Origin of the sequence: Streptomyces sp. CB02009, from assembly GCF_001905825.1 — a bacterium.
Classification (GTDB): domain Bacteria; phylum Actinomycetota; class Actinomycetes; order Streptomycetales; family Streptomycetaceae; genus Streptomyces.
Map to the genome: position 1 here is coordinate 25,052 of NZ_LIVV01000012.1, position 16,210 is coordinate 41,261.

The window sequence follows — 16,210 nt, forward strand, 5'->3', positions numbered from 1 at the left end:
GCACCCCCGCTCGGCCCGGTTGAGTGATTCGAGGGGTCAGGTCAACATCTTCTGCAGCACGATGACAGGCCTGCCGTGTTCGTTGGTCGCGCCACGACGGACTTCCTGCCATCCCAGTGTTGTCCAGAACGCCAGAGAGGACGGCATGCTCTCGAACACGCACAGCCTGAGGTTGTCCCGGCCCGCTGCACGAAAACGGTCCTCGGCCAAGTCGGCCAGTCGACGGCCCAGTCCGCGTCGCTGCATTGCGCCGTGCACGATCAGCATCGCGATCCATGGGTGACCGTCCCCCGGATGTTGATGCAGCAGGGAGATCAGCCCGATGACTGAGTTCTCCTGGTCTCTCGCAAGCAGTACTTCGCAGCCGTCGGTGGTGACTTCCGCCCGCAGATCTGATGCGACCTGCTCGTGCTGGACGTCGTCGGGGTCGTACTCGCCAGCGGCGCGACAGTACTCGGGGTTGCTCGCGTAGAGCTCAACGACCGCGGTGATCTCCTGCGCAGAGAAGCCAAGCGGAGACAGGTGGAGCCTGGACATGCGGGCCAGAGTAGTCAGCCTTGCATGCGGCCGCCACATACGAGAGGACTCGACGAGATCCCCTTCTCGTCCCACTGACAGATGGCATGTTCAGTCCACTTCCAGCAGTTGCGGTCGTTTCTTTATGAGAGGGGCGCACATGCAGAAATGATGACGCCCTGGAAACGATGGCTTCTCTTTACGATTGGGCGTATGAGCACTACCCGAAAGATCCACCCCAAGGAACGGTTGCTGAACACCGCGTCCCGCCTCTTCTACACAGAGGGCGTCCACACCGTGGGCGTCGAGCGTCTCGTCACCGAGGCGCAGGTGACGCGTGCCACCTTCTACCGCCACTTCCCCAGCAAGGACCACCTCGTCGCTTCCTACCTCACCGCCACGGCCGCCGGGATCCGGGAGTCCGTCGCGAAGGTCAGGGAAGGCAAGTCCCCGCGCGAGGCGATCCGCGCGGTCATGTCTCTCCTCGGTGACTCGACACTGGAGGACGGCTACCGCGGCTGCCACTTCCTCAACGCCGCTGCCGAGTTCTCTGATCGTGACCATCCCGTGCGCACGGTGATCGACCAGCAGCGGTCCTGGCTGTTCAGCGTCCTGCGCGAGCTCTCGGCCGACACGGGGCACCCCGACCCCGACCACGCCGCTCAAGTCCTCATCATCCTCCACGACGGCGCTTTCCAGGCCGCCGAACTCGACAACCCAAAGGCCGTCCGTGAAACGCTGCGGCGTGCCGTCGATGAGGTCTTCATCGTCAAGGATTCCTGACAACCCCGCCGGGGCGCCCGCGGCGGCACCACGCCGTCCACCCAAGTGGGAGGGCCGGCACGGTGTGCGGCGGACCCACTCCTCAGCCTCGCGTGTGCGGGGGCTGCGACGGAGCCGACGCGGCACTCAGCCGACGCCCGTGAGGTGGTCCTGGTCTGGGGCGAGCGCACCGCCCGACGGCCGCGGCCGAGGTTCTCCTCGCCGAGCCCCTCAAGCCTGCGGTAGGACAGCCTTGAGGACCAGCGGTACAGCCATTGACGCCAAGAGGTCGCGCGGATGGGCAGCGTCGTTTCAGTTCTCCCAGCGGAGATACCAAGTCGGCTTGGTCACTGTGTGTGCTGCGAACCCGCTGCGGGCGGTTTCCGGCTCGGTGGCACCGACGTGGTGCAGCCAGCCGATCTGCCAGCGGAGTTCCTCTTGGTCCGCCGCGTCCGGATCGTTGAGGCCACCATGGGCGTGGACCGCCCGGGCGACGTCGTCCCTCGCGAAGTCCGCGGCGGCCCCGGCGTCCCTGGGATCGCCCGAGAGCGCGACTATGAGCGCGTGCTTGGTGGCAGCGATCACACCGAAGGGAAGGGCAATGCTCTGCTTGGGAATGTCGCAGTAGTCCCCCGACTCCCGATCGAGGGTTTCTGCCAGACGAGCGACGGTCCCGTCGGGAACGGCCACGCCGGAGGCCCGGTCCCATGCGGTCGTGATCGCTTCCCAGACATCGCCTGGGTGGCACAGTCCATGTACAGGTCGAATACCCGCTCGGTAACACCTGCGGCAAAAGCTGCGCGCTGTTCATGGGACATCGCGAGGAGAACGGCGAATTCTGGCTCCGGCAGCATGCTTTCGCCTCTTTCGGCAGTCAGCTGGTTCAGCGAAACGGTAGTCGCCAAGATTCAGGGCAGGCACGTCGTCACGGGCGAAGGTGGGGGCGCGTGTCCAACTGCTCGCCGTCGTGGCGCCGGTCGATGACACTACCGACGGCAGATGCGCAGCAGCTCACCTTCCAGGAGTATCCGCGACGAGGACATCGCCGGCTGTCCCCGCTCAAGCACCGCAACCTCAGCGTCCTGGGCCGCGACAGCTTCACCGCCTCCACCCCGACGGCCGCGACCTCCGGTCTACGTCTCACCTGCCGTTGCTGTCAGCCGCCCCTGCACGCGTGTCCTAAGAAAATCTGGGCCGGGTGTCAACGTGATGGGCGATGAACGGCGTATGAGGGGGTGGAGAGGCGCCGCTCCGTCCTGTTGTTTCATCGTCGCAAGGAGTGTTCGACTCATGACACGTCTGAAGAAGTATGCGCTCGCCGCGTCCGTAGTGGCTGCTCTGGCGGGGGTACCGACCGCAGCCTTCGCGTTTCCTTCCTCATCTTCGCCTTCCCCCGTGACCGAGCGGCCGACCGAGGTCGACCAGCAGCCGACCGAGGTCGACCAGCAGCCCACTGACATGGCTGGAGTAAAGGCGAAGGGAGCTGTACGCATGGTGGACCCGGGTGAGCAGGTGTCGGCGGGGGCGGGGGTGGAGCTGTGGCTGACGAAGCAGGGCAAGCACTGGTCGACTCCGGAAGGCGGCACGCAGTTCCGCAGCGTGCGTGACGGCAATGCGGCCAACCCGGGCCTGGGTGTGCAGCAGGAAGGCGTGAACGGGCGAGTGTTCCTGTCCGGCACCTTCAGGGGCACGGGCATGCCCGGCCGAGTTGAAGTGCGTACCGCGGACAAGGTGATCCAGGGCACCGTGGTGACGCTCGCGGGCGAGCCCGGCTGGGGCGCATGGTACGCCGACGGCGGCACAGGCAAGACCGAGACCCTCACCCCGAGCCACCCCCAGCCCGACAGCTTCTACGAGAGCATCACCGTCTACGACACCACCGGCAAGATCATCGCCCAGTTCAACAACCGCACAGCGGGCTGAGTGAACGGTGCGGGGGCCGGGACACCGCGCCCCCGCACGTGCCGCAGTCTCTTCCTTTGATGAGTGAGTTAAGTTTGTGAAGCCCGAAAGTGACAGTGACTTCTCCGCGTTCGTTGCGGCACGCTGGCCCCGGCTGGTCCGTATCGCCTACATGCTGACCGGAGACTTCCATGAGGCGGAGGACTTGGTGCAGACCACATTGGTCAAGGTCGGCGCACAGTGGCGTCGCGTCCACCCGGGCGAAGTGGACGTCTATGTGCGTCGCGCCCTGGTCAACAACAACCGCAGCCGCCTGCGGAAGAAGCGCGTCACGCACATACTCGTTCCGTTTCTGCCGGAACCGGAACCCGTCGGCCACCTGGAGACCAACGACTATCGGGTCGCGATACTCCAAGCGCTCAGCGCTCTGTCCACCCGCCAACGGACAGTCCTGATCCTGCGGTACTGGGAAGACATGAGCGAGAACGAAGTCGCCAAGATCTTGAACTGCGCTCCTGGCACCGTCAAAACGCACGCACATCGCGGCCTGACCGCGCTGCGGGCCCACCCCGCCCTCACCTCCTTCACCGGAGCCGCTCAATGACATCTCTGCCTGCCAACGACGCGCTGCGCCATGCTCTGGACGACATCGCCTGCGCGATCACACCTTCCCCGGCTCCCTTCCAGGACATCCAGCACGCGACGCGCAAGCTCCGCCACCGCCGCCGCGCTGCCGCAGTAGCAGCGGGCTGTGGACTGCTCCTCGCCCCTCTCGCGGTGTACGCAAACCACTACCTCAAAGCGGACTCCACCGCTGCACCAACCGCAAGCCGGTCCTTCCAGCCCGGCACCGCCCGGGTCGTGATGCCCGGTGAGCGGGTATCGGCGGGGCCGGGGGTGGAGCTGTGGCTGACGAAGCAGGGCAAGCACTGGTCGACTCCGCAGGCCGGCACACAGTTCCGCAGCGTGCGCGACGGCAGCACGGCCAACCCGGGCCTGGGTGTGCAGCAGGAAGGCGTGAACGGGCGATTGTTGCTGTCCGGCACCTTCAGGGGCAAGGGCACGCCCGCCCGGGTCGAGGTACGCACCCGTGACAAGGTGATCCAGGGCACCGTGGTCACGCTTGCCGGTGAGCCAGGCTGGGGCGCATGGTACGCCGACGGCGGCACAGGCAAGACCGAGACCCTCACCCCGAGCCACCCCCAGCCCGACGGCTTCTACGAGAGCATCACCGTCTACGACACCACCGGCAAGATCATCGCCCAGCTCAAAGGCCCCGCCAGCTGACGTCACTGTGCACCGATGATTGTCGCGCATCGCACGGTCGATTCGATTTTCACACATGGTCATCTGTGAGAGTTCCGCTGCGTCCCTGCCTTCCGGTGCTGCAGCAGTGAATGCGTACGACTCCCCCGGCGTCTCACGCACCTGCGGCGACTTCGCCGGGAAGATGCCCCGGGCTCGATTTGAGTAGCGCTCTCTCTCGAAGCCGCCAGCGCGAGTGTGTCTCATGAACTCGCAGACCGACACCGGGTGAGCAAGCTCGTGCTTCCACCTGACGTGATCGGCCTCACAGGGAACTGCTGGGCCGGCAGGTGGCGGAGAAAGTCATGGATCCAGATTTTCGCGCCCGTATACGGGCCGGTGACGAAAGCGCCTTCGGGGTGCTGTTCCATGAGCACGGGAAAGCGGTGTACAACCATTGCTTTCGGCTTACGGGAGAGTGGGGCGCGGCAGAGGACTGCACGTCACTGGTGTTCTTGGAGGCGTGGCGGCTGCGGGCGAAGGCGGAGCCGCACGGGGGCAGTCTGCTGCCGTGGCTGCTGGCCCTTTCCACGTTCGTGGTGTACCGGCGCCGACGGGTGGCAAGACGGCACCACGCGCTGATGGAGCGGCTGCCTGCTCCCGGGCCGCTGCCGGACTTCGCCGACGAGCTGGTGGGACGGCTGGACGACCAGAAGCGGCTCGTCGCCGTTCGGCAGGTGATCCGCCGGCTCTCGCGTGCCGACCAGAACGTGCTGGCGCTGTGTGTGTGGGCCGGGTTGGACTACGCCGCCGCCGCTCAGGCCCTGGATGTGCCGGTGGGCACGGTCCGTTCACGTCTGTCCCGGGCTCGCCGTCGTCTGGAGAAGCTCGTGGAGAAGAACCTTGGCCTTGACGTGGAACCCCACTCCGCAGAGTGGCGGATATCAGGTGACTGCACCGATGCGGTCCGGCCGAAGGGGGAGACGGAGAAGTGAACCGCGACATGGACGACGACCTGCAGGCGCTGCGGCGGATGCTGCCGATGCCTGCCGAACGTGACATCCCTGCCGGTCGACGCCACCAGCGTGAGGACCACCTGATGACCAGTTGGCTGAGGATGAACAGGACGTCGACGGCAGGACGGACCCGCCGATCGCGGCGTCTGGCTCTGATCGCGATACCGACCGCGATGGGCGCCCTGGCGGCCTCATACGGCATGGGATTGCTGCCTGGGCTGGAGCAGGCCCCCGATCCCGTCGCGGCGCCTCCGGCCATCGCCCAGGCCGGAACGGGATCGACCGGTGGGGCGGTCCAGCTTCTGGATCGTATCGCCACGGTCGCTGCCACCAAGCCCGCACCGGCCGTGCGGGACGACCAGTACACCTACGCCGAATCGCTGGGCTCGTCATGGGTGACGCTGCAGGACAGCGCCACCCCTCGGAGTTACCTGGACAAGCCCCACAAGCGGCAGATCTGGCGGTCGGCGGACGGCTCGCGCCCCGGACGCCTGGACGCGAAGGGCGACTCGGACGAGCTGCTCCCTCATGGCACGGGTTCCCTTAACGGCCCGACCTACCGCTACCTGGAGTCTCTGCCCACTGACCCGGACGTCCTGTTGGAGAAGATCTATGCCGATACCCGTGGCGCGGGTCCCGGCCCGGACGAAGAGGCGTTTGTCACCATCGGCGATGCACTGCGTGAACAGGTCGCACCGCCACAGGTCAGCGCGGCTCTCTACAAGGCCGCCGCGAAGATTCCCGGTGTGAGCGTGGTACCGGACGCTGTCGATGCTGTCGGCAGGCACGGCATCGCGGTGGCCTTCCTCCGGGCCGACGGCGAGCGCACCGAGTGGATCTTCGACAAGAAGACTCTGGACTTTCTCGGCGAGCGGAGCGTCGTGGTCAAGGACACGGACTGGGCCAAGAAGGGCCAGGTCACCAGCACGGATGCCCTCCTCCGAAGGGGCATCGTCGACAAGCCCGGTCAGCTTCCCGGCACGCACGTCGGCTGAATCGTCTTCCGACTGGTCCAGGCCTCGTTCCGGCCTGGCCACGACGAGCACTTCGCTTGCAGTCCTCGCGTTCGGGTGGGACCTCGGCCGCACGTCATGCGAGGGACTCCGGACGGCCGGCTGGCCCCGCTGTGGCGAGAGCGGAGGTGCGCTGCTCTCCAAGTCGGCCTGACGCATCCGATTCGCTGCGAACGATGCAAAACGATGCATCTCAAGAGAAAAGCGACCCGCAGGAAAGGGGCTCAGACCGCCGTTGAGGCGAGTGTCGGTATGAAGAGGCCTACGGGTCACTGACAAGCCCTCAGCGGCCCGTACAGGGCGTTCGGGTCCTCATGGCCGGGCTCGTTCCACCCGAGCGGGCGACGAATCGCCTCTCCCCTGCCGGTACGGCGGCCCCTCGGCAACGCCGTTGAGGTCTCGGGCCTGTGAAATGCGCTGAGGCCATCGGGGTCGGGAAGCACATCGCCGGTGCGGCGTTCGACAGGTCGCGAGTTCGGCTTCCTCGCCCTGGGGCCGGCCCCTCCCGCTGGCCCGCTACTCCACGCGATGAAGAGGATCGGCTCATGTGCCGCGTGGTGCCGGGGACTTCCCGCGACGACGAGGGCAGGCCTCACGGTGCCATGGCCCTCCTCGACGCTCTTGGAGCTCGGTGGTGATAACGGCGTTATCACCACCGACCGACCACTCGCTCGCCCTGCCGGGACTTCGCCAGCACATGAGAGGCGCAGGGAGGCACATACGCCAGACACCATCGAGTGACTCGGTATGCCTGATTTGCCCGTCTGACACGCAGAATGACTGGCCGTCACACACTTTCGGAGATGAAGTTAGTAAGCTGACCTCATGGTCACTCCTAGCCCCAGTGGAGACAGAGAGAAGGTCGTCTCCAAACTGCCGTCCTGGCTTCGTCAGGACCTGAAGGTTCGCGCTGCCGAACTCGGTGTCGACATCCAGGACGCCACGTCCCAAGGCATCACCGCCTGGCGTGCGGCGGATGCCGACTACTCCCCCATCGACACCGCAGGCGCCGCGTCGTTCTCGACGTGGCTGCCGCCGGGACAGTGGGACGAGTTCAAGGACAGCTGCAACGAGCGCGGCATCCCGTTCGTCCAGGGTCTGGCCCAGTCCATCCAACTGTGGCTGAACACCCACCCTTCCCCCAGGCATCGCCCGGTCACCGGCGTCTCCCAGCGGAAGATCGTCATCAACCAGAAGGGCGGTGTCGGCAAGACCGCTGTCGCTGCGGGCCTCGCCCAAGCCCTCGCCGAGGACGGCATGTCCGTCCTTCTCGTCGACTACGACCCTCAGGGCCACCTCAGCGATCAGCTGGGAGTAGGGCAGATCTCGCCTGGAACGGACAGCCTCGTGCTGCACATGTGCGGCGAAGGCAAGGGAAACCTCCGAGACCTCGTGGTCACCATCGAGGAACCCCGTTTCGGCAAGCGGCTGCACGTGCTGCCGGCCTGCCCTGACGGCTTTCTCCTGGACGCCAGGATCGCTCTTTCGCGCATGCGCAACAAGGAGGCTGCGCTGGAACGGGCTCTGCAGCCGCTCGAGAAGGACTTCGACGCCATCGTCGTCGACTGCCCGCCCAGTCTCGGGATGGCCACCGATGCGGCCATCTACTACGGGCGCCGGCGCCAGGGTGAGGGCACGGGGATCTCCGGCATGGTCATTCCCGTCCTCGCCGAAGACTCATCGGCCACCGCGTACACGATGCTGGCAGACCAGATCGAGTCCCTGCGCGACGACCTCAAGCTGGACGTCGAGTATCTGGGGCTCGTGGTCAACCTCTACGACAGCCGGCGCGGATTCGTCGCCACGTCCTCGCTCCAGGAATGGCGCGAACTCGGCGACCCGAGAGTCCTCGCCGTCATCGGTGATCTGAAGGAACAGAGAGAAGCGGTGCGCATGCACCGTCCGCTGCTGGCCTACGCTCCGCACAGCGATCAGTCCGAGATTATGCGGCAGATCGCCAGGGAGATCTCATGAACAAACGTGATCAGCTCGGTTCCTCCTCCTCCTTCGCACGGGCAAGCCAGGCGCGCAGTGTGCGTCGACAGCTCACGGACGCCGCGTTCGGAGGAGTTCCCACCGTCCTCGACCTCCCGCTGATCAGTGGCAACCCCGACAACCCGCGGGAGACCCTGGGCGATGTGTCGGGCATGGCGGACAGTCTCCTGGAGATCGGTCAGATCCAGGCGATCACGGTGGCTTCCGTCGAGGCGTATCTCCAGGACAGGCCCGAGCGAGCCCCGGAACTGGAGCCAGGCGCGGAGTACGTGGTCATCGACGGCCACCGTCGTCTCGCGGGCGCCAAGGCAGCCGGCCTCACGTCGATAAAGGTCACCGTCGACGATGCTCGCGTCTCCACCGACGAGGTCCTGCTGGAGTCGGCCTTCGTGGCGAACGCACAGCGGGAGAACCTGTCCGACCTGGAAGAGGCTCAGGCCCTCCAGACTCTCGTGAAGTTCTACGGCTCCCAGCACAAGGCCGCCAAGCGGCTCGGAGTGACCCAGCCGTACATCTCGCAGCGCCTGTCCCTGCTCCAGCTCGAGCCCCAGCTGCAGGCCGACCTCGAGGCAGGCCTGCGAAAGGTCGAGCATGTCCGCGGGCTGGCCAAGCTCAGCCCCTCCGAGCAGCTCGCCACGGCAGATGCCAGAGCCCAGCAGTCGAAGGAGAAGCGGCAGAAGCGCGCTGCTCCGGACTCCCCCGTCCCTCCGAGTGATAACGCCGTTATCACTCGCGCACAGCTCACGGCGTCCGAAACGAAGCAGCTGGACAGTGATAACGGCGTTATCACCAACCCGAGCCCGGGCACTTCCAGCACGCCCTGGCTCTCCGCTGATAACGGCGTTATCAGCGACCCCAGCAGGGAAGCTTCCAGCACGGCACGGTTTCCCGCTGATAACGCCGTTATCAGCGACAGGCGAGAGGCGCCAACGGGACAGCCCGATGCTCCGAAGCCGCAGGGCGGCGGGGGAGTCCCGTCCGCCTCCGGTCTTCCGTGGCACAGCCCTCAGGCTCTCAACCGCCTTGTACGCCAGTACATGTCCTTTGAAGACCGCTACACACTGGCCAAGCTCCTCACTGAGGACTGACCCACGAAGCGGGCGGCCCTGTCCCTCTCGACTCCTTGGGGCTCGGCCGCCCCCGTGCGTATGGATCTTTACGACCGTCGGCCCGCTATCGGGCGCCGGTCGCAACTGAACGGGAGGGGATCGCGGGTGGCCGCGGTGCAGCTGACACGGACACACAGAACTCTGATCGGTGTGGTGATCGCCGGTGCGCTGATCATCGCGGGGATCGGATTCGCAGGCTCGTACGCGGCCGTGCGCGAGCTTGCTCAACAGAAGGGTTTCGGCACCTTCTCGTACTTCTTTCCGATCGGCATCGACGCCGGCATCTGCGTACTCCTCACCTTGGACCTGCTGCTGACCTGGCTACGGATCCCGTTCCCGCTGCTGCGTCAGACGGCTTGGGTACTCACGACCGCCACGATCACCTTCAACGGCGCGGCTGCCTGGCCAGACCCGCTCGGCGTCGGCATGCACGCCGTCATCCCGGTCCTGTTCGTCGTCGCTGTCGAGGCCGCACGGCATGCCGTGGGCCGGATCGCCGAGATCACCGCCGACAAGCACATGGAAGGTGTCCGCCTCACCCGCTGGCTGCTCGCCCCTGCGCCGACCTTCCTGATGTGGCGGCGCATGAAGCTGTGGGAGATCCGTTCTTACGAACAGGCTGTGCTGCTGGAGCAGCACCGGCTCGTGTACGAGGCCCAGCTGCAGGCCCAGTACGGTCGTGGATGGCGACGCAAAGCTCCGGTGGAAGTGCTCATACCGCTGCGTCTCGCTCGCTACGGCGTACCGCTTGCCACAAGTGCCCCGCATGTTCTGGAGGCTGCCGGCCTCGAAGTGCACAGCCCGGTGACGGTCGGGCCGCCCGTCGATCAGCTGACGGTCGACGAGCACCAGCACGCCCTGGAGCCCGACCGGAGTGAGTCGGCCAGGGACAAGGAGTACGAGACGGAAGAGGGGCTGGATACCCAGCGGAGAACCGTCTTTCCCGACAGCGTGGAAGGCGATGAGTCCACGAACGAGGCTGTGGCCGAACCCCCGTCGGTCACAGCGGAGCTGACCGATGACCGCTCGCCTGTGACTGAAGGCGCGGGTGCCCTGCCCGGCGGGGGAGAGGCTCTCGGCCGCCATGGCGCGGCCGATCCGCATCCGTTCTTCGAACCGGCGCCCCCTCAGTCCTCCTCCGCGTCGGCGGCTCCGCTGGCCGATGAGACGCCGCCAGGCGAGCCCGCTCTGGCGTCGACTGCTGAGGCCGTGGTCGGGTACCAGGCCGATGGGGGAGTGGTCGAACAGAAGCCGAGCGTTCCCTCTCCCCGGTCGGCGGAGGCTTCGGTCGAGCCGGCGCTGTGGGAGGCCACGGTCGCCGAACTGGGACAGGCGACGGCCAGAGTTCCCGAGCAACAAACCGACGACCAGGAGCTGGATCCCGTACAGCAGCAGATCGTGACCGTAGCCGAGTGGCTCCGCGAGTCTGAGGAGACTGGGCAGAGACTCTCCGGGGCCGAAGTCGCCCGGCGTCTTGGACTGTCCCCCCGGACGGGCCAGCGACGTCTGGACAAGGCCGCCGAGCATCTGGCCGACCAGCAGCGGCAGCATGGCCGAGCACGTCTTCGGTCCGTCTGACGCTCACCGTTCCTCCCACGTCGGTGGCCGATGACCGAAGCCGGTCATCGGCCATTGTCATCACTCAAGGGTCGCCACCGAGCGGGAGCGTGACCTTTGTTCGGTGCTTGAAGACCGGGCGGAGCGCCCCACCTGCCCCCACCCTCGGCCAAGGACCCCGACTGCGGGCTGCCACCGGTCGTGGCCGATCGGGCCGGTGACCGATCTCGTGACAAAGAAGCAAGCACCCTCGTGGCTGATGCGGAGCTCGGTGGCCGATGGCCGATGGCCGATGGCCGATGGCCGATGGCCGATCCCAGGTCAATCGGCCATCGGCCATGACCGGCCCTCGTCTCTTACCGTCCGCATCGGCAAGGGAGTTTACTGACGCGGGCCGGGCTCACCCAGCCCAGAGCCGAGCGCCCCTGTCGAAGAGTCCTATGCTCTTCGACGAGTCGTTCGAGGCGGATGCTGAGCAGGCCCTTCTGCCATGAACCCCCGCCTTTCAGCAGACCCTGGCCGATGGCAGAAGTCTCCTGTGGCCGATGGCCGATGGCCGATTGGCTGATCCGGACTTCCGTCGGCCGATCGGCCATGAGCGGCTGTGCCGCTCCGTAGGGCCGGCAGCAGCTCCTGGTCGGACGAGGTCGGCCTTGACAGATCGCCTGCTGTGGCCGACCGAGTCGTCGTCCGAACCATGCTCGCAAAGCGAATCTGGTGGCCCGTTGGTGGGTCGAGCGGATGCGAAGACCGGCGCGGCCGGACCTGCCGCCCCAGTGCCGTTGTCGGTGTAGTGGGTGGTCTCCAAAGTGCTGACCCAAACAGCCGCATTCAGCACCTGCGCTGTCCATCACCACGGCTACCAGTCGGGCGGCCCCCCGTTCTCCAGGTGCCAGCTTGGGAAGTGCAGCAGCGGTGGCGGCCTACGCCACCACCGACTCATAACGTCCGCAGCCCATGCCGGTTTGGATCAGTCATCAGACAGCTGCTTGGGCACGTGCGGTAGAACACGAAGGTTTGGTGTGAGCCCCGCTGCGAAGGCCTTCTCGTGGCCGTCTCCTGCCGATGCGTCCAACTCCAACAGGCCGCTTGCGGTCAGCTCTTCCAGGAGTACCTCGTACAAGCGGGGCCAGACACCTGCCTCCGTCCAGTCGCGAAGACGCCTCCAGCAGGTCACACCGCTGCAGCCGATACGCTCCGTGGGCACCTGCCGCCAGCTCACGCCTTCGGACAGCGCATAGACGATGCCGCGCAGAGCCACGCGGTCATCCACTCTCAGCCGTCCTGGGTGCTGGCGGCGGCGCGGTGGCCGCGGCGGGAGCAGGGGAGAGACTCGCCTCCACAAGGCATCAGGCACAAGATCATCCGACACCTGTCAGATCCTGCCAGCAAGTGCCCCCGCTTCCCGAGAGTGATTGCCACTCATTCTGAATCGAGTTCCAGCCGGGCGCGCCGTCGCTCGGCACCCTCATCCTGCTCCAGGATCCGGGGGCTCCCGTACGTCTGTCCTACTGTCGACACGACGCACAGGACCAGCAGTCACAGTCGCTTGCGTCGCTCCACGAACTGCGGCCTCGATCAGCGACTGAAGCAGCAGCTACTGAAGCCCAGTGACTGAGCGACTCTTGGTCGCTGACGTAAAACACCAGGTCAGAGCACATCCCGTGCTCACCCGAGCGACTGAAGCGACTCAACTTCTATATATCAGCGATGTAGCTTGTGCGTGTGTGCGTGATATATAGAGTCACTCAGTCGCTTGAGTCGCTGTTCTGGGGCTAACAAGGCCTCTGACCTGGTGTTTTACCTGAGTGACTGAAGGCAGCGACTGAGCCCTTCGATCGCTGGGCTCGGTCGCTGAGTAGCTGGCGACCGAGAAGAGCGGCGCGCCCGTGCTTCAGGTGGTACGCGCCTCGCTGCTCCGTTCGCTAGGCTGTCCTTGTTCTTGAGTCGCTACGGTCGCTGAGGGGAGTACCAGATGGCCCCTGACCTGCAAGTTTCCGTCAGCGACTCAACAGATCTCGTGACTGCGGCCCCCAGCCCCGACTCTCTGCTGGTCGCTCGTTGGTGTGCGAGTCTCGGATGGCCGGTCCACCCGCTCGCGCCTGGACGCAAGACGCCGGCGGCGAACTGCCCCGAGTGCCGGGACCAGAAGCACGACCCTCGGCAGTGCCCCTGCCGTGAGGCAGGCAGGTGGTGTCACGGCTTCCACGCTGCCACGCTCGACATGCAGCGCATCCACAACTGGTGGGGCCCACGGCCGCAGATGGGCGTGGGGGTCTCCTGTGGTCCTGCCCAGCTCGTGGTGATCGACATCGACGCTCATTCCTCCCTGGTGCCGTCACGGGACCGGCTGCTGCCGGGTATCGACATCGCGAACGACATCGACGTGTCCGCGATGACCACTGGCTTTCACACGCTCGCAGTGCTTGCGGCTCTGAGAGGACAACGCAGCCCCGCAGACGACGAGTCCACGCTGCGCGTCAGGACTCCCTCAGGTGGACTGCACGTCTGGTACCGGAGTACGGACTCCAGGCGGTGGCAGTGTTCGTCGGGTTCGAGCACCACCAGAGCGCTCGCCTGGCAAGTCGACGTGAGGGCGGAGAAGGGCTACATCATCGCCCCGGGAACCTCCACAGAGGCAGGAACCTATCTGCCTTTCGGACCCGTTCGTACCCCCGCTCCGCTGCCGGCGTGGCTCGCGCTGGAACTTCAGAGGACGCATCACCTTCCCGCTGCCCATGTCCCGGCCCCCAGGCCGGTTCCTGGGCGTGCCAGGCAGGCAGTCATGGAGGTGCAAGGGACCAGCCCTGCGGAGTCGGTACTTGCCACGGTGCTGCAAGAGGTCGCCGCCTGCGGAGCGACTGAAGAAGGAGCCGGTTTCTCCGAGAAGCTCAACAAGGCCGCGTACACGGTGGGAGGTCTGGTCGCAGGTGGTCATCTGCGGGCGGACGACGCACATCGTGCTCTCATCGAGGCGGCCCGCGTGGCCCGCCCGGGTCAGGAGCGGCGAGCGGAAGCCATCATCCGCAGCGGCATGACTGCCGGCTCTCGGCGGCCTCTCCAGCCCGGGAGCCGCTCGTGACGAGCTCTCCTGGTGGCGAGCCGAACATGCTCTTCGACTTCGATCCGCAAGCCCTCGCCGCGGAGATCATCGCCAAGTCCGTGACCACGCTGCCCCCGCAGGCGGACGGGAAGCTGTCGGGAACCTCCGCGCATGGAGCCACCGTTCACGGCCTCATTCCCGACTCGCTGACCGACCGGGGGAACGCCAAGCTCTTCGTCAAGCTCTACCAAGCGGATTTCCGGCATGTCCCCGGCCTGGGTTGGTACCGGTGGGACACGACGCGCTGGCAGGTCGACGAGGACGACTCCGTGCTCTGGGCCGCCGGAGAGATCGGCGAGCACATCGCCCTGCAGGACCCCAGCGGGGAGCACCCTGTCGAAGCCCTGCGCAAGCACCGTCGGCGGGCTCTGAGCACGTCCGGCATCAATGCGCTGCTCCTGCAGGCCAAGTCGGCTCCGGGAATGGTCCTCAAGGCAGAACACCTGGACGCCGACCCCTACGCCCTGTGCACTCCCGCGGGGGTCGTGGATCTGCACACGGGGCTCGTGCGGACGCCCGACCCGAACAAGGACTTCCACTCGCGATCGACGAGTACCGGACCGGCCGCGATGCCGATTCCCCGGTTTCTGCGCTTCCTCGGTGACACCTTCGGGGAGGATCCCGAGGGTGTCGAGATGATCTCCTTCTTGCAGCTGCTCCTGGGCTACTCGGTCACCGGAGACGTGGGCGGCCAGGTGATGCCGTTTCTGTTCGGCGCGGGCAAGAACGGCAAGTCCGTCCTTCTCGACGTCCTGATGAAGCTCCTGGGCGACTACGCCGATGCCGCGCCGCCCGGCTTCCTGATGGCGCGGCCGTACGAAGGGCACCCCACAGATCTAGCAGAGCTGCACGGTCGCCGTGTCGTCGTCTGTTCCGAGGTCAAGCCGGGAGACAAGTTCGACGAAGCCCGGTTCAAGCTCCTCACCGGCGGAGACCGGATCAAGGCCCGTCGTATGCGCCAGGACTTCTTCTCCTTCACCCCGACGCACAAGCTGTGGTTGCTGGGCAACCACAGGCCCGAGGTCGGGACGGGAGGATTCGCCTTCTGGCGGCGCATGCGCCTCATCCCCTTCGAACGGACAGTTTCGGACGACCGCAAGATCGACAACTTGGCCGACATCCTCGTTGCCGAGGAAGGTCCCGGCATCCTCAACTGGCTCATCGACGGGGCCCGCCGCTACCTGAACGGGGAGAGGGACCTCACCGGGCCCGGCAAGGTGAGCATCGCCACGACGGCCTATGCCGAGACGGAAGATCACACCGGTCGTTTCTTCGACGAGGCCTGCCTGATGAATCCCGACTGCAGAACCGAGCAGAAGACTCTCTACGACGCCTATCGGCGCTGGTGCCTGGGGGAGGGATGCCTGCCCATGAACAACAGGACCTTCGCAGCCAGGGCCCGTGAGCTGCTGGGGTTGGCCTCTCCGAAAGAGATGATCTTGTCGAATTCGCGGAAGTACTACCCTGGTATCGGACTGCTGGCTGACGAGGAGATGGCATGAGTTCCCTGATCAGCGAAGACGATCTTAAGCACGAGGCCGAGCTCGTCTGGCTTGAGGACATCTCATGTCTCGACTACGTGCGGCAGAGCCTCGATCGTCTGCCGACGCGGGGCGGCAGGCCTGCTTACCATCGGGACGGGCGCATGGTCGGCTATGCCACGCTCGGTTCCGAAGCGAAGTCGTCCAGGGCTTCGGGGACGTTCCGCCGCCGAGTGTTCTGGCTTCTGCCTCACGACCGGGACACCGAACCGGACGGCCTGTACGCCGGTTCCGCTCCGGCTGAGGCCGTGGATCCCGGGTCCCTCAAGCCGAGGGCGAAGGGACGCAAGACAGAGCGTTCAGAAGGGGGACCGCCTTCCAACGCGATGCAGCAGCTGGGCATAACTCTTCCGTTGTGATCCGCGGCCGAGCGACCGGAGCGACTCAAGCGACCGGACTTCGGGACTGCTTCGCGAAGCGCCGGCACAGGGCGCTGCCACTCGGCATCCCT

At 66.1% G+C, this 16,210-nt stretch carries 14 protein-coding genes and 1 pseudogene; 12 read left to right on the top strand and 3 right to left on the bottom strand.

The features are described from left to right. Positions 1-36: 36 nt before the first annotated feature. Positions 37-537 (bottom strand): GNAT family N-acetyltransferase, encoded by a 501-nt coding sequence (locus tag AMK27_RS36470; protein ID WP_073918002.1) that lies wholly within the window; start codon positions 535-537, stop codon positions 37-39. Positions 538-729: 192 nt separating this feature from the next. Here AMK27_RS36470 and AMK27_RS36475 point away from each other — a divergent pair, with 192 nt between their 5' ends. Continuing rightward, positions 730-1,299, top strand: a complete 570-nt coding sequence (locus tag AMK27_RS36475) for a TetR/AcrR family transcriptional regulator (protein WP_073918004.1) — start codon at positions 730-732, stop codon at positions 1,297-1,299. A 291-nt stretch (positions 1,300-1,590) separates the two neighbouring features. Here AMK27_RS36475 and AMK27_RS36480 read toward each other — a convergent pair whose 3' ends face one another. After that, complete coding sequence (locus tag AMK27_RS36480; protein ID WP_073918006.1) at positions 1,591-1,968, bottom strand: hypothetical protein; 378 nt, start codon at positions 1,966-1,968, stop codon at positions 1,591-1,593. Positions 1,969-2,568: 600 nt separating this feature from the next. Between AMK27_RS36480 and AMK27_RS36485 the strand changes: the two genes are divergently transcribed. The 8 genes from AMK27_RS36485 (at position 2,569) to AMK27_RS36520 (ending at position 11,136) form a co-directional block, all read left to right on the top strand. Then, positions 2,569-3,201: a hypothetical protein gene (locus AMK27_RS36485; protein ID WP_143204904.1), complete on the top strand. Its 633-nt coding sequence runs from the start codon at positions 2,569-2,571 to the stop codon at positions 3,199-3,201. 76 nt (positions 3,202-3,277) lie between these two features. Further along, entirely contained in the window at positions 3,278-3,784 is a 507-nt protein-coding gene (locus AMK27_RS36490; RefSeq protein WP_073918010.1) for a SigE family RNA polymerase sigma factor, read from the top strand. Continuing rightward, entirely contained in the window at positions 3,781-4,467 is a 687-nt protein-coding gene (locus AMK27_RS42485; protein WP_073918012.1) for a hypothetical protein, read from the top strand. The genes AMK27_RS36490 and AMK27_RS42485 overlap by 4 nt, the downstream gene beginning before the upstream one ends. Before the next feature lie 323 nt (positions 4,468-4,790). Further along, entirely contained in the window at positions 4,791-5,420 is a 630-nt protein-coding gene (locus tag AMK27_RS36500; protein WP_073918014.1) for an RNA polymerase sigma factor, read from the top strand. A gap of 8 nt (positions 5,421-5,428) precedes the next feature. Beyond that, positions 5,429-6,436: a CU044_5270 family protein gene (locus AMK27_RS36505; RefSeq protein WP_073918269.1), complete on the top strand. Its 1,008-nt coding sequence runs from the start codon at positions 5,429-5,431 to the stop codon at positions 6,434-6,436. An 843-nt stretch (positions 6,437-7,279) separates the two neighbouring features. Continuing rightward, entirely contained in the window at positions 7,280-8,428 is a 1,149-nt protein-coding gene (locus AMK27_RS36510) for a ParA family protein (RefSeq protein WP_073918016.1), read from the top strand. Beyond that, on the top strand, positions 8,425-9,537 hold the full coding sequence (locus tag AMK27_RS36515; RefSeq protein ID WP_073918018.1) for a ParB/RepB/Spo0J family partition protein: 1,113 nt from the start codon (positions 8,425-8,427) through the stop codon (positions 9,535-9,537). Before AMK27_RS36510 ends, AMK27_RS36515 begins: the two co-directional genes overlap by 4 nt. Positions 9,538-9,663: 126 nt before the next feature. Continuing rightward, a complete protein-coding gene (locus AMK27_RS36520; protein WP_073918020.1) occupies positions 9,664-11,136 on the top strand; it encodes a DUF2637 domain-containing protein in 1,473 nt (490 codons plus the stop codon). Positions 11,137-12,142: 1,006 nt separating this feature from the next. Here AMK27_RS36520 and AMK27_RS36525 read toward each other — a convergent pair. Further along, a pseudogene (locus AMK27_RS36525) lies at positions 12,143-12,487 on the bottom strand (transposase); the annotation flags it as partial. 603 nt (positions 12,488-13,090) lie between these two features. Between AMK27_RS36525 and AMK27_RS36530 the strand changes: the two are divergent. The 3 genes from AMK27_RS36530 to AMK27_RS36540 are packed head-to-tail and all read left to right on the top strand — an operon-like array spanning position 13,091 to position 16,118. Then, positions 13,091-14,197, top strand: coding sequence for a bifunctional DNA primase/polymerase (locus tag AMK27_RS36530; protein ID WP_079188717.1), 1,107 nt, complete (start codon positions 13,091-13,093; stop codon positions 14,195-14,197). Between the two features lie 26 nt (positions 14,198-14,223). Beyond that, positions 14,224-15,720 carry a DNA primase family protein gene (locus AMK27_RS36535; RefSeq protein ID WP_073918024.1) on the top strand — a complete coding sequence of 499 codons (1,497 nt, stop codon included), beginning with the start codon at positions 14,224-14,226 and terminating at the stop codon, positions 15,718-15,720. Continuing rightward, positions 15,717-16,118, top strand: coding sequence for a DUF6009 family protein (locus tag AMK27_RS36540; protein ID WP_073918026.1), 402 nt, complete (start codon positions 15,717-15,719; stop codon positions 16,116-16,118). Before AMK27_RS36535 ends, AMK27_RS36540 begins: the two co-directional genes overlap by 4 nt. The last annotated feature ends 92 nt before the right edge of the window (positions 16,119-16,210 follow it).